General features: G+C 67.1%; 6 protein-coding genes. 1 reads left to right on the top strand and 5 read right to left on the bottom strand.

Translation table 11 applies throughout. The features are described from left to right. Positions 1–127: 127 nt before the first annotated feature. From OG417_RS45365 to OG417_RS45345, 5 genes are all read right to left on the bottom strand, one after another. Positions 128–5,239 carry an SbcC/MukB-like Walker B domain-containing protein gene (locus tag OG417_RS45365; protein WP_329243144.1) on the bottom strand — a complete coding sequence of 1,704 codons (5,112 nt, stop codon included), beginning with the start codon at positions 5,237–5,239 and terminating at the stop codon, positions 128–130. Between the two features lie 10 nt (positions 5,240–5,249). After that, positions 5,250–6,635 (bottom strand): DUF2398 family protein, encoded by a 1,386-nt coding sequence (locus OG417_RS45360; protein ID WP_329243141.1) that lies wholly within the window; start codon positions 6,633–6,635, stop codon positions 5,250–5,252. Continuing rightward, on the bottom strand, positions 6,632–8,212 hold the full coding sequence (locus OG417_RS45355) for a DUF2397 family protein (protein ID WP_329243139.1): 1,581 nt from the start codon (positions 8,210–8,212) through the stop codon (positions 6,632–6,634). The genes OG417_RS45360 and OG417_RS45355 overlap by 4 nt, the downstream gene beginning before the upstream one ends. Positions 8,213–8,711: 499 nt before the next feature. Then, positions 8,712–11,969 carry an SMC family ATPase gene (locus OG417_RS45350; RefSeq protein WP_329243136.1) on the bottom strand — a complete coding sequence of 1,086 codons (3,258 nt, stop codon included), beginning with the start codon at positions 11,967–11,969 and terminating at the stop codon, positions 8,712–8,714. Positions 11,970–12,076: 107 nt separating this feature from the next. Next, positions 12,077–13,339 carry a metallophosphoesterase family protein gene (locus tag OG417_RS45345; protein WP_329243133.1) on the bottom strand — a complete coding sequence of 421 codons (1,263 nt, stop codon included), beginning with the start codon at positions 13,337–13,339 and terminating at the stop codon, positions 12,077–12,079. Between the two features lie 110 nt (positions 13,340–13,449). On the opposite strand from OG417_RS45345, the gene OG417_RS45340 reads away from it, so the two are divergent. Further along, entirely contained in the window at positions 13,450–14,349 is a 900-nt protein-coding gene (locus OG417_RS45340) for a hypothetical protein (protein WP_329243130.1), read from the top strand. Positions 14,350–14,361 lie beyond the last annotated feature (12 nt).

Here is a 14,361-nt window from a genome sequence, read left to right as displayed (position 1 = left end):
GGGGACAGGCCAGCAACGCGGAGCGTGGCGATGGTGTCCGGGAGGTCGCCGGAGCACAGTCTCGCGTGGAGGGCTTCCCACAAGGGCGCGAGGGTGGGGTCCACGGCTAGATGGTCGCGAGTGGAGGTCATGACGCTGGCTTCGTCGAGGTGTGGGTGTCGAGGGTGAGCGGTTGAGGTGCGCCGTGGCCTTCCCAGATCCAGGGGATGGTGACGCGGTTCTTTCCGCTGGTAACAACTTGGTGAATGATCGCGCGACCGGTTTCGCGTTTGATCAGCGGCGTTATTGACGGGGTGGTGGCCAGAACGTCGAAATCCCAGTCGCGGAGCAGGGACAGGACTTGACGGAGGTTGATGTCGTCGAAGGCGGCTTCGAGTTCGTCGATGGAGATCAGGCGTGGCCCGTGGTAGTCGTCGCCGGAGTACATCGACCAGGCGGCAGCCAGGAGCGGCAGCATGGTGGCCAGCCGTCGTTCTCCGGTGGACAGGGTATCGAGGGGGTTGGCGCGGCCTTCGATCTTGCGGAAGGTCTCAGCACCGCTGTCTGTGCTGAAGGTGGAGTGGGTGACCGAGATTTCCCATTCGTGCCAGTTGCGGTAGTCGAAAGTGTTGGCAACGCGTTCGGCCCAGGTTTCGCCCTCGCTGTGGTCCATACGTTCCCGCAGGACGGTGTACATCTCGGCGAAAACTTCGTCGGAGGGTGGGAGTTCGAGTAGTTCAATCATGCGTTGGGCGTCGGGCTCTTTGCGGACGGCCCAGGCAACCTTGATTCCGACGCGGGCGACACCGGTTCGAACGTGGGCGAGGGTGTCGGTGATGCGCTTGACCAACTCTTGCGCGGTTTCACGGCGGAGTTGGATGTCGCGGCGGAGTTCGGCGAACAGACCCGTGCGCATGGCCTCCTTGAAGTCGCCGCGCAAGTCGTTCTCGAGTTGCGCAGCTGCGCTGGCGAGGGTCTGCATGGCGTGCGGCAGATCTTCACCGCGAATGACGGAGGGGTCGGCGACAAGGGCGCGTCTCCAATCGGTGTCGCCGATGCTGGGCAGGGTGATCTGGCGGTTGAAGCTGACCAGTTCAGAGTTGGTGCGCTGAACGTTGTTCTCCAAAGCCTTAAGGGCTCGGCCTCGACTTTGGGTGAGTACATGGAGCCGGTCGGGCCGCGCAGGGTGCCCGCTAAGGAGGCCGCGGGTCCAAAGCAGGGCGGCGGCGAGGTCAGCGGGCTGGCCGTCCTTGTCGGCTGGCACGTGGTCGGCGATGGTGGCCAGATCCTCGTCGATGAGCAGCGTGAGCCTTTCAAGGCACAGGTCGCGATGTTGCTGCGCGGCGGCGCGCTGGGGTGTGATGTCGTTAAGGGTTGTTTCGGCGCGGACGGCGTTGAGCTTCGCGTTTTGCTGGTCTTGCTGGTGCCGGTCGGCGTCGGCACGCGCGTGGTCGAGTTCCCGGCCGATGTCGTCGCGGCTGTGGGTGAGCTGTTCGTACTCGGCGCCGTGCAGGTCACGGATCTGCTGTACGGCAGCGGTCTCTTTGGCGGCTTTGTGTTCGGCGTGGGTGGCCTGCTCGTCGGCGGTACGGGCGCCTCGGGCTGCCGATGCTGCGGCGGCGGTGTCCGCGGTGGCGCGTCGTATCTCTTTGCGGGCCCGGTCTGCGGCATTGCGCCAGAGTGCGATCTGGTGAGCGAAGCCCCTGACGCGGTCATCGCGGTCGGCGAGGGCTGTGGGTTCGATCGGGAGTTGTGAGCCGTCGTCGAGCCTGGCGTGCTTGTGCAGCTCGTGCAGAGTGCTGTGGACAGTCTGAGTAGCGCTGGCATGCCGATCGCCGGCTTGCCCGGCGGCGTGTTCGGCCGATGCCAGGTCGGTCTCGGCATGGTCTTCAGCCAGCTGGCGACTCTCGACGTGGGTGAGGGCTGCCCGAGGGAACGCGGCGTATTCCGTGTCAGCTTGTTGCTGGTGCTCCGCCGCGAGCTGGGAGTCTTCTTGCATGTGCTGGGCGGTTTCGTGCAACTGCGTAGCCTGGGCTTCGGCACTGGCCGCTCGTTCTTCGGCGGTCTGCTCGGCTCGCTCGGCCTGTTCGGTCGTGGCCTCAACGGCGGCTAGCCGCCCGGCCCGGGCGACATCGGCGGCATCGAGTTCGGCCATGAGGTTCTGGAGCGTGAGGGCGGCGGTGGCTATGTCGGACGCGCCCTGCCGTTCGGCGCGGTCCAGCGCATTCTGGAGCTGGATGGCGTGTTGACTGGCGGTTTCGAGGGGCGTGGATGTGGGGAAGCTGTCGCGCTCGTCGGCAGCCGCCGTCAGGTCGTCTTCCCGATCCTGGAGGCCTTGCCGGGCGGCGTTGAGCGCTTCTTCGGCCTGGGCGAGGGCTGTTTCGAGTTCAGCGACCCGGGCCAGGCGGGCACGTTCACGAGCGGTTCGGCCGATGAACCGAGCCCGGTATCCGGCGGGCGCGACCGCTGTCAGAACGCCGGTGTTCAGAATGCCGTCGGCCGGATCGCCCAGGGTTGTGTCGACGGGGATGGCGCGCAGGACTTGGTCTATGCGGGCCGGTTCGATGCCGGGTGTGTCGTCAGTGATCAGCAGGTCGGCGAGGTTACGGCCGGTCGTGGGTTGATCTGCGGTGATGGTCAGATCTCCAGTGATGATCTGGCCGTCGGCGGTGACGAGGGCATCCAGCAGCCCGGAGACCAGTAGCGCGCCTTCGAGCTGATTCTGCTGTGTGCTGGTGAGGTGGGGAGCGAACTCGACCAGCGCCCACAGCGGGATACCGTCCTGGCTGTCGCGGTGACGCCAGGGCGGCGCTGGTGGGATGGGTGCCGCCTGGTGCGCGGCGTCCAACGCGATCTGGGCTGCGCTGACCTGGTCGGCGGTGAGCGTGACCTGCTGTCGGGCGGCTTCGGCGTGTCGTTCCAGACGCGCGTTGACCTGGCCGTGTGCAGTGGCAACCTGCAGGGCCGCCGCAGATGGATCGATCTGCTCCACCACGGCGTCGGCAGCGTCGGGGTGGGGGAGTCCCCAGGCCCCGGTCAACACGCTGGCGGGGAGATGCTGGAGTTGGCTTGCCCAGCGGTGGGCTTGACGGAGCCAGTCTCGTGCGGCACGGGTCGCTGCGGCATGCGCCTTGTCGCGCTCCTGCTGGGCATGGGCGACGTGCGTGTGCGCAGCGGCCACCTGCTCGTCATGAACAGCGCGAGCCTGGTCGGCCTGCCGCCGTGCCTCAGCGCGTTCGTGTTCGGTGTGCAGCAGCGCCTCGGCGAGGCTAGCGCGCGCGTCTTGCGCCTTTTGCTGAGCTGCGGCTTGGTCATCGCGGAGCTGCCGAGCGTGGTCGAGCGCGGACTCGGCCCGCGCCTGGGCGCTGGCGGTGCGTTCGCGATGCCCTGCCAGGTCGATCTTCGCCCGGGCCTGAGCTTCGGCGTGCTCGAGCCAGGCCAGGATCGGTCCTGTCTCCAGGCGCTCGCCGGAGCCGTCGTGGATCCCCTGTAGGTCGGCCGGCACAGGGCCCAAGTGGGAGGCCGCAGCTGCCCACGAAGAAAGGTCCGTGCTGAAGACGGCCTCCGCGTCCTGACGCGCGAGAGTGGCATCTTCGGCCTGTCCGCGTCGCCGATCGGCTTCGGCGTCAGCGCGGCGGAGTTCCTCAGCGGCCGCCTGCTGGGCGTGCTGGGCTCGTTCGTGGGACTGCAGGGCCTTTTGGACCGCGCGGATGTTCTCGCGGCGCTGGTCTGCCCAGGCGAGCGGCGGTGCGCACACCTGGTCGAGTTCGGTTTCAGCGCATGGGGCCGCCGCCTTTGCGCCGGTCGCACCTCCGACAGAGGTTGCTGTGGCGGTGTCGGCCACTGGGAAGGGAAGGGAGAGCTGCTGTCCGATGACCAGCAGATGCTCCAGCACGGCGTCCGCTCCAAGATCGCTGCCGTCGCGGCGCAAAATGCCTGACAGGCTGGTCAGGTGCTGCTGGACCGTACGGGTGTCGGCTGCTGTGGCCGCGGCAGTGGCCGCGGCAGTGGCCGCGTCCTGGGCCGCCTGTTCGGCGCGTTCGCGGGCTTGCTCGGCCTGTTGGACCAGGTCGGAGGCGCGCGCGATACGGACTGGCAGTTCAGCACCCGCGTGGTCACGCAGCGCGCTTTCCACTGCCGCGCTGCGCCCTTCGAGCGCGGAGATTACCAGGAGGCTCTGCGCGTGTTCGGCTTCGGCGGACGTTGCCGCGTCCTGGGCCTGTTCAAGCTCGGCGCGGGCTTTCCGATCACGGGCGTCGAGTTGGGTGTACTCGCGGTGGGCGTCATCGAGGTTGGCCGCCTCCAGCCGGGTCACCGCCGCCAGATAGTGGCCGTACAGCGTATTGGTCTCGGTCAGAAGCTCGGTCTCGCGACGGATAATGCCGAGACGTTTTTCCAGATCGGAGATGCGCTGCATCGCATCGGCGATTACGGTCAGGCTGTCGGGGTCAAGAGAGGGCAGTGCGGTGGTGAGCTTTCTGCGCATCTCCTCAGGCGGGATGGCCTCGGCGGTGCGCAGACTGCGCAGGCTGCGCAGCACGCCCATGAGCGCGTCGAACTGCACTTCATCCAGCGGGGCGAACAGACGGGTTCGAACGGCCCGCCGATAGTCCCGCTCGTCCCCAGCGGCGGGAAACGCCGCCGGGATCTGGGAACGGAGTTTGGCAACGGAAATGAACAGCTCGCCACCAAGTTCGGCCAGGTGTTCGGCGAGCTCGGAGATCCGTAGGGTCTCCCGGTCGGCCTGCAGACGGATCTCATGACCAACGCGGCCGGGTGCAACGAAGAACGCCCGCTCCAGGGTGCCCCCGGTCGATCGCAACCACAGCCCAGTCGTCAGGTGCTCGACCTGGCCGCGACCAATATCCGCGGCGGTTCCGTTGGTGCTGGAGTCGGCGCTGATGGTGCGGCGGCCATACTCCAGCCACCAGGCACCGGTCCGGTCGTCGTTCTCCCGCCGGTCAGTGTGCCGACTGATCAGCGTGCCGGCGGCTTTGCCGGACACCGACAGCGCCGTCTGATTGGTGTTGGCGTCCAGTAACAGCGTGAGGAACATGGAGGCGGTCAGGGACTTGCCGGAGCCGTTGGGGCCGGCGAGCGCGGCCCAGCCGTCGGCGAACAGCAGCGTCTCCTCGGCCCAGGCCCAGGAGTTAACCACGCCAGCGCGTACAGGCTGCCAGCGACCGTCGGCGCCCGGCACGCCCAGCCTGGTCGTTGTGGCAGGGACGGAGCGTCGGGCCCCATGCTCGGTGAGCGTCATGGCAAAGTCCTTATCGTGATGGATGTGTGGGCGCGTTCGCGGTGCCCGACTCACGGGCAGGTTCGGTGGTCACCTGCGAGGCGAATGGATGCCCGAGGTCGTCGAAGAGAGGGACAAGGTGCCCGGGGGAGTGCGGCTGGTGACGACCGGTTGGTTCGGCGGGCCGCTCGCGGACGTGCCAGAGGGCGACACCGGGGGTGGGGTGCCACCGGTCGGGATGGTCGGAGTCGGCGGCCAGTAGCCCAACGGCTATCAGTTCGTCGGCGGCGTGCCGGGCCAGAGCGGCCAGCCGCTGCCCGTACCCGGCGGCCCAGCGTGGCAGCCGTGCCCGGACCTGAGTGAACAGGTCCACGAGTTCGTCGACCGAGACCGGTGCTCGCGGGTCCGGGCGCTCATTGAGGTAAGCGAGGACTTTTAGTGCGGCCTGTCGTTCGCTGCGGCGCCCGTTGGGGAAGTCGATCCCGCTCGCCTGGGCCAGGGGATCCGTGACCTCCCACCAGTCCCTGCGCGCTGTCACCGTCAGGTCCAGCGCGGCCACGACAGTCAGGCCGCGGTCCCGGCCGGTCAGCGTGTTCAGGTAGGCGGTGCTGCCGCCAGGATCATCCAGCGGGTCGCATCCTGGATCGTCGACCAGCCTGCGGATCGCCCGCAACCTCCGCTCCTCCACGGTCGTGTCCCTCTCGTCGAGGTCCGCGCCGGCCGTGGTGCCCATGGGCAGGGTCTCAGCGGACAGCGCGGCGACGTGTTCGGCGGGTGGCAGGTCATCCAGGCCAAGGAGGGTTGGCGAAAAACAGGAGACCTTGGCCATAAGGCGGTCCCGGGAGGCGGTGACCACCAGGTCAGCATCCTGGTCGTCGGCGGCCTGGTCCAGGTCGGTGTCGGAGGTGATGATGCCCTGACGTTCCAGAAGTATCAACGCGTCGAGCATGTGCTGACGGTTGCGGCGGGCTTCCTGCAAGGCCGTACCGTCCGGTGAGACGATCGGGAAAGCCGGCAGCGTGCCAGCGGACGTTTCGGCCGCACAGACCTGCGCCACCGCTTGTAGCAGCTCCTGCAGGCTCATCTGAGGCCGTTGCCATAGCTGCTCACACACGAGGGCTTCAACGACCAAGACCGTGGCCGACGCGAGCGGGCCGGGCCTTCCGCCGCGTTCTACCCTGGGTCCACGGTCGGCCGGGACGTCGAAGCGGCGCTTGTGCAGTCGCAGTTGCTCGCCCGCCTCGTGGAATTCCACGCGCCAGCCCAATTGCTCCTTGAAGAAGTCGACGAGCTCATCCCGGCGCTCGACCGCGTTCCGGTACAGCTCCGCATCCATTTCGGCCCGAATCCGGGTAGACCGAAGCAGGAGCCGTCCGGCCTCCCGCAGGTCGGGGTCTAGCGACCGGCCAAGGCTCATGCCACACCCAGCTTTCCTGTATCGTCCTCCGCGTTTGCATCAGCAACGGAAGCATCCGCTACCAGGCCGCCAACGAAATCGGTGGAGCTGACCTGGATCCGCAGGTCCGGACCAGTCAGACATCCTTCGGCGAGCAGCACAGTGGTAGCGGTGCTCGGCGTTTCCACCCGGACGCTCACCAGCACATTCGCTCCCTCAGCATGCGCCGCTCCGATCCCGCTGGCCGGATCGAGCTGGCCGAGGGCGATCTCGACGGCGCCGAACAGAATCGTCGCGGCCTCCGAGTCCAGGCCGGCGAAATGCCCAAGAGGCACCTCGCCGGCAGTGACCAACCGGTCGCCAATACGCTGCCGCCGAGCGGCGAGGGCAGCGGCCTCGGCGAACGCCGCAGCGCGGTCCGCGGTGGTGTCCGCAACCTTGCGCGGACGGCCGCCGACACGGCCATGCCGTTGATGCTCACGCAGTACCACGTCAAGCTTGCGCCGCCGCACGCTGGCCGCAGCCATCGTGGCGTGCGCCACATCGTCCTCACGCGGACCGACCTGAGCGTGCCAAGAAGGCCAGTCGCCATAAGCCGCCGCGTACACACGCCGAGCGTCTGCATCGGACGCCTGCCGATACAGGCTCCGCGCCAACGAACGGAAGTCAGCACCAAGATCCGATCCGCGTCGCCGCGCCGCGTAACGCCGATCGATTGCCACCAGCAGCATGTGAACAGCCCGGGAAGCCGAAGAGATCAGCCGGTAGACCGTGCCGTCCCGCTCGAACCAGGCAGCCAGATCCGATAGCCGCCGCACTCGCTCCTCGATCCAGTGCTGCTGATCCCGAGCGTCCAGCAGACCGGCATGTGCGACAGCTTCCTCGACCAGCCGCCGGTATCCGGCCCCCTCCAGCTCCACCAGAGCGGCCTCGACTCTGCGAAGCGCGCGTTCGTACTCGCGGGGAAACTGCCGCAGTGCTTCGATCACCCGATCTCGGTTGTCCTCGAACACCGCGTCGTCGGTCACATCCGATTGCACCATGTGGGCCAGGGCCGTGTAGTAGTCAGCTGTCACTCGCTGCAGCTCCTCGATCCGGGTGCGGACATCGTCAAGATCGGCTGGCAGCATCCCGCTGTCATCGGCAAGATGGGTGAGCATCCGGCGGATGGTGTGCTCAACGCTGTCCAGCAGTCGGGTCGGCAGCTGCAACGCGCGATGCGCGTCAACGACGGCGCTGCGGACGGCCGCCACGACATATCGGCCTCGGGGGGTCAGGGCCCACCCTTCCTGCCGGCCGAGCATCTCCTGGTAGCTGCGCAACGGTGCCGCGTAATCGCGGAACGTCGTGCACAACTCATCCCCCGCCAGATCATCCAGCGCCCTCCGTAGCTCCGGTTCAGTGAGAGGGTCGAAGTATCCGACCACGCGCAGGTGCGTGAGGATCTCGCTGAGCGTCGACATCGGTCCGCGGGTCGAGAGCTCTTCCAGAGCCGCGAGGATCGCGGTGAACTTGTCGCGGGAGATGTCATCCCGATCGGCGAAGACGCGCCAGTCCTTGGGGACCACGTCCCGCCACCAGTGGCGTGGTTCATCCATCACAGCACGCTTCCTCCGAGGAAACTCCAGAGAATCGGGTACCGGATCGGTCCCGGGGACAGCACAGGCCAGTCTGAACAACAGGTATGACAGAACGCGATGGCCTGGCTTCGAACTGTTGCTCGATGGGTATGTGCGAATGTAGCTACACGTGCGTATCGAACGCAGCTCATGGGCGATGCGGTGGAATCGGCGAGCTATCTGGGCTTGTGCCGCCGAGTCCGTCGAACGCGCACCCTGGCTCGCCGGACCGTTGGAGTTCTACGCGACCGCTACCCGCGCGACCGACACCACCTCAACCTCGATCAACGACCCTGCCCCGACATAGGGCTTCCCTCAGCAGAGACAGCTGCCTGGACGTCAAGTACCCCAGCCTGACCGCCGCCGTTCACACCGCCACTGCAGTCGACCACCTGCCAGCGTCCGCGCCGTACCGAATGCGATGGGGTACATGTGGGTGCGGCGGCTCGCGGCTTGAGGTTCATGGCGCCTGCCAGGGTTAGGACTGTCCTGAAGTTCGTGTGGAGGCCATGTTTCCTGCGGGTTGGCTATCGCTGAGGCCGAGCAGGCCGGACTGGGCGTTGTCGTAGACGAGGGCGTCGCGTTCGGGGCCGGTCAGCCAGCGGGTTTGGGATCCGGTGGCGGCGCGTTGGACCCACAGGACGTCGTCGACTGCTTCGGCCACGGCGTGTAGGTGGCTGATGACCACGACGAGTTTGTCTCCGTTGCTTTCGTCGCGGAGGACGGCGAGGGCGGAGGCTAGCGTGGTGGAGTCGAGGGCGGCGAAGCCTTCGTCGAGGAACAGCGAGCCAAGGCGGGCGCCGTTGCGGCCGTGGAGTTCAACGAGCGCGAGGGCGAGGGCGAGAGAAGCGAGGAAGGTTTCGCCGCCAGAGAGGGTCTTGGCACTGCGGACAGTGCGTGTGGCGCGGGTGATGATGCGAAAGTTGTCCGTGAAGCCATATCGTCCTGCGGACAGGCGGGCGAACAGGTCGCTGGCGACGATCAGCAGGGCGCGGGTGCGGCGCTCGGTGAGGTGCTTGGGGAACTTCCCGTCTGCCAGCAGCGCGTAGATTTCGTCGAGGTCTTGCAGCCGGGACCGGCCCTGTGCGATGGCGTGGTCGAGCTTGCCGGCGGGTTCGATTTGGGTCGTGGCGTGTTCGGCTCGGGCGGATTGATCGGTGAAGGTCTGCTTGGCCGCTCCGATCGCTTGCGATAGTGGGTCGAGCGCAGCTGGCTCGTCCAGCGGAATGTCGTTGAGGAAACTGGCCAGCGGCTTGCCTTCCTCGTCTGCTCCGATCTGTTGTGCCTCCTGGATAAGGTTGGCCTGGCTGGTGGCAAGGTCGGTCTGTGCGGCATCGTCGGCGGTTTTCAACCGTGCGAGGAGGTCGGTGGTGATGGCCGTTGTGGTGGCGCAGGTCTCGCGGAGGCTCGCGACGGTCAGCTGTGCGGCTGGGGGCGAGGGTAGGGGCGGCAGAGTAGGGTCCAGGACGCTTTGGGCGGTTTGGGCTGCGGCGATGAGTGCGGATGCCTCGGTGAGCAGCGCTGTGAGCGGTGCCTGGATTGAGATTTGGCGCCGTTCTTGGAGGTCGAGCCGGGCAGTGGCGACGTCAGCCAGAGTGGCGTCTGCGGTCTTGAGGTTGCCGGTTGCCTTCTGAAGGCGCTCGTTGAGGCCGGCGAGCGCCCGTCCTGCGGCGTCGATGTGGTCCGACCTGATGCTGAGAATGGGGCCTGATAGGACGGTCGCGACCATTGGCGGTAGGTGAGACAGGGTCTCCTGCAGCGTGTCGATCTCTGAGTCCAACTCTTGGCACGTCGCTGTGTGGGTCTGCTGTCGGCGGGTGAGGTTGGCCTGTTCGGAGGTAAGGAGGCGGGCTGCCGAGGTTACGTCGGCTTCGGCGGTTTGCGCGCTGTCTCGAGCCGCGGTGGCTGCGGTAGAGAGGGCTTCGGTGAGATCCTGGGCCGGGCGGCATAGCGCGTCCGTCTCCCGAGTGAGCTCGCTGTGCTCGGGGGAGGCGCCCCGTTGCTGTAGGGCGTGCAGGGCGGCATCCAGGTCGTGGCCGAATGCGTGATGATCGATGGCGACTGCGGCGTCCGTTGGGGAGAGAAGGGGCTGGGCGGCGGCGTTCTTGGCATGGGTTGCTTGGTCAGAGAGGCGACGCAGCGCCTCATCAAGGTTTTTGCGTGCCGCTTGAAGTTCACGGTCGGCGGCCTCGTGGGTTGCTTCGCTGCGCGCGAGCTGTTTGCCAGCGTTCTTGACGGCCCGGTCGGCGGCCATACGGGCTTTTTGCGCTGCGGTCAGTCGCGCTGGATCGGCCGGTGGGGGAGGGAGATAGCTCGTGGGCAGTGCTTGGGTGCACACCGAGCAGGCGTCGCCGGGGTGCAGACCGTGGCCTGCGGCGTAAGCCGCGTCCTCACGTACCGCGGCGTCGACTTGGTGGAGGGCCTCGGTCGCCTTCTGCTCAGCTTGGCTGACGGCCTCTCGCAGGCCGGGGAGACGCTGGTCAGCCTCCAGATGCGCAGCGGCGGCCTGGCTTTCGGCTTCCCGAGCGCGGGCCACGGCCGCCGCGGCGCTGAGTGCCGCGTATGTCGCCCGCACCAGTTCCGTCGTGGCCTTTCCGGTCCGGTCGGCGCTGCTCCTGGCGGATTCGGCCTGTTCGGTGAGTTGCCGGGCCTTGAAATGCAGATCGCTGATGTGGGCCTGCTCGGCCTCGAGGCGTTCGCCGTCGTGGTCGATCTGTTCCTGCTCGCCTTCCAGGCGAGTTTGGGCGGCTTGCAGAGTGGACAGACGCCGCGGCAACTCCGATAGCACCGTGGCGGCAGAAGTGACGCTCTCGACCGTGGCGCCCTCGTCGGCGAGGGCTCGCAGGCGCTGCTGCGCCTGCGTGCGCTGGGCACCGGCGCTGGCCTCATCGGAGATGAGCTGCCGCTCGGCCTCAGCGAGGTCCTCCTCGACGGAGACCATGGCGTCGAGAACGTTGATGTCCAGTCTGGCGAGGCTTGTATCCAGGCCACTGCGCGCGCTGGTCAGGGCAGCCGATCGGATGCGGTGGGCGGCCGCCTTCTTCTGTAGGGCGCTCATCCGGACCAGCGCCCCCTCCAAATGATCGGTGCGCCGCTGCGCGGCTTGCGCAGCGAGTGTCGCGGTCTTGGCCTCCTCTGCCGGGTTGAGCAGGTAGGTGGCGCGTGCAGCCACGGCTTGATCGAGCAGGTCTCGGATGGTCTGGCGCTGCTGGTCGGCCAGGGATCGGGTGGCCGTCAGCGACGTGGTGCCGAAGATCCCCTTAAGGATCTGGGACCGTTCGGTCTCACTCGCGTTGAGTAGGAGGTCGAACTTGCCCTGCGGGGGCAGGACCGCCGACTGGAAGTCTTCGCGGCGGAGTTTGAGGAGTCTTTCGATACGGCGGTTGACCGCGCCGCGATTGTCGGTGGTCTCGCCCGTATCGAGGTTCTCCAGCAGGTGGGTGTGCGGGCGATTTCGGGCGTAGTAGACGCGGCGGATCCGCCAAGTTTGGCCGTCGTGTTCGAATGTCAGTTCAACGACCATGGAGGGCTCGCCTTCGGCAATGAGCTCCTTGGCGCCCTCTTTGGCCCACGTGGGGGTGCCGTAGAGCGCGAGGGTAATGGCTTCGAGAATGGTCGTCTTCCCGGCGCCGGTGTCGCCGAGGATTCCCACCTGCGATTTTCCGGTGAAGTCGAGGGTCTGGGCCTGGCCTGGGTAGCTGCGCAGGCCGGCGAAGGTCAGTTGCTTGGGTCGCATCTGCGTTCCTGACAAGTAGGTCGCGTAAGCCTTGATGGGGTGCCGACGTGAACGAACGCCGGGATGTGGAGGCCAGGGGCGCGGCCCGGCCGACGGCATTGCGCTGGTCAGTCGTGTTGGGTCGGAATCGCGGCCTGGAGCAGACGCGCGACCGGGTCGATGACGGGCTCGTCATAGTCGGCGGCGGCGAGCAGTTCGGCAAAGGTCTGCCGAAGGACGGCGCCACGACCGGGAATGCTGCTGTGGGTATCGAGGTATTCGCCGAACAATTCGGTGAGGTCAGGCTCGGGCTCGACATCGCTGTGAGCGCCGAGCACCGCCACTTCCTCCGATCCGGGGTAACGAGGCATGAGGTCGACGATGGTGGCGCGTGGGATGACGGCCTGCACGGCAGCGGACAGACCGGGGCTGGGGTCGTCGACGTCGATGATCGCCTTCACGAAGGCGTCACTGATCTGGTCGGCCTGGGCCGCCAGCTGGTTCATGTCTCCGGTGAAGATCTTCAGTCTTCGGCCGGACTGCAGCGCGATGACGTCGGTCTTGGTGGGTCGGCCGGGGTTGGCCTCGATCAGTACGACACTCTTGGTCTCGCCCTCCTCCCCGAAGTCGAGCTGGAGAGGGCTGCCTGCGTAGCGGGCGGTTACTCCGGCCCGGCTGATCTGCTGCGGCTTGTGGATGTGGCCGAGCGCACAGTACGCAACCTCCGGCAGCGCGTCGGCGTAGCAGGCGTAGTCGTCGGTGACATCCAAGGGCCGTTCGCTCCACGAGAGCAGAGCACCTTCGACGTACAGGTGGGCCGCGAACACCAGGACGTCCCGGTCGCGCTCAGAGCCTTCCCACAGGCTGCGCCCCAGCTCACGCTGGATGTCACGGAGGTGGTCGGCGTAGATCACGCTGGCCTGCTCGGGCAGGTCGAACCCCTCCACGGCCCGGTTGCGGTGCACGAACGGCAGGGCCGCCAGCCGGATCCGCTGGCCGCCGCTGGCCGGCAGGTCGAGGGGTCCGCCGTTTGCCGGTGTCGTCGCAGCTGTGATGAACCGGAGCCGTCCCGGTGATCCCTGCGCTGCGGCGAGTTCGTTGACCAGGAGATCGAAGGAGCGCAGCATCGCCTCGGAGTCGTGGTTGCCGCGGACCACCACGGTGGGCGCCACTTTGGCCAGGTCGAGTAGGGCCCGCACCCCCAGAGCGAGGTAGGGGGCCGCGGGCTGGGCCCGATCGAACAGGTCGCCCGTGTGCAGGATTAGGTCTGGCCGCGTGTCGCGGGCGACGTCGCCAATCTCGGACAGGACCGCCTGGAAGTCGGCGTACCGGTCGTGGTTGCCGTACACGGCTTTTCCAAGATGCCAGTCCGAGGTGTGCAGCAACTTCATGATCCGCTCCCGTCGCATTCGAGACCATTGGTGTAGTCCCGGCGGCACGCAACGCTACAGCAACTTTGGAGTTCCTTGGAAGACTTTGGAAATCTGGTAAGGTCTGGATCATGGGAGACACCTACGAGACCGCCGACGATGTCGAGGCTGCGATCGCCGACACTCGCCGTGCCCTGCGCGCAGCTACACGGCAGCGTGACGAGGCACTGCAAAAGCGGCTCAGGTCGCAGCTGCGCCGTCTCAACGGCTTGTGGGAAGAAAAGATCGAACTCGAGAACCAGGACGCTGATGCTGATCAGCGCTCCGGCCGCGAGTCAGCTGCCGCGAGGTCGCCTGAGCGCAGCGCGACCTTGGGTGATGAGGGGCGGGTCGGCCCGCTGCTGCCCGCGCGTGAACGGGTCCATCACGTACTGAGCCTGCTCAGTGTGCCCGCCGCGCCAAAGCTGATCACCGCAGTCCACGGCGCGTTCTTCTCCGGTGACCTCCCGGCGGCCCGGCTGGCGAGCCTGCGACGCGACGAGGAACGCTCCTACCGCGCCTCGCCGAACGCCCGCCCATATTATTTGTGCCCCGCCCTGACCGCCGATCACCTGGCTCCGGCGAGGGCACTGCTGACCGTGAGCACCTGGCCTTTGGAACAGCGGATCATCGGCGCCTACAGCCCCCGCGTGGACTTCCTCACCGCCGCGATCAAAATAGCTGCGGCCATTACCGCACACCGGCAACTGGAAGAGTCGGCCACCGATGCCACCACGCAAGCCGAACGGCTGCTTCGCAGCTTCGCCGTCAGCATCCCCGGTGCTCTCCCCCCGACGGATGGAGCCTCCGCACCGCTGGACCCCGAGCACGTGGCCAAAGCCGCACAGACGGAACTGACCATCCACGCTGAGGCGGACCATTACGAACGTGCCGAAGCCGCCACTCGCGCTCGGCGACAGCTCGCCGATCCCGAGCGTCTTTTCGGAACACGGCTCACCCTGCTGAAGCGGCAGGCGACCATAGGCCCATAAGTATCGGATTGG

Origin of the sequence: Actinoallomurus sp. NBC_01490, from assembly GCF_036227085.1 — a bacterium.
Taxonomy (GTDB): Bacteria; Actinomycetota; Actinomycetes; order Streptosporangiales; family Streptosporangiaceae; genus Actinoallomurus; species Actinoallomurus oryzae.
This window is presented reverse-complemented; position numbering and strand designations above follow the sequence as displayed.

What these genes read in the sequence shown, in the direction of transcription:
- OG417_RS45345 (WP_329243133.1), bottom strand. Translation starts at nt 13,339, where the DNA reads ATGAAGTTGCTGCACACCTCGGACTGGCATCTTGGAAAAGCCGTGTAC.
- OG417_RS45365 (WP_329243144.1), bottom strand. Translation starts at nt 5,239, where the DNA reads ATGACGCTCACCGAGCATGGGGCCCGACGCTCCGTCCCTGCCACAACG.
- OG417_RS45340 (WP_329243130.1), top strand. Translation starts at nt 13,450, where the DNA reads ATGGGAGACACCTACGAGACCGCCGACGATGTCGAGGCTGCGATCGCC.
- OG417_RS45350 (WP_329243136.1), bottom strand. Translation starts at nt 11,969, where the DNA reads ATGCGACCCAAGCAACTGACCTTCGCCGGCCTGCGCAGCTACCCAGGC.
- OG417_RS45360 (WP_329243141.1), bottom strand. Translation starts at nt 6,635, where the DNA reads ATGAGCCTTGGCCGGTCGCTAGACCCCGACCTGCGGGAGGCCGGACGG.
- OG417_RS45355 (WP_329243139.1), bottom strand. Translation starts at nt 8,212, where the DNA reads ATGGATGAACCACGCCACTGGTGGCGGGACGTGGTCCCCAAGGACTGG.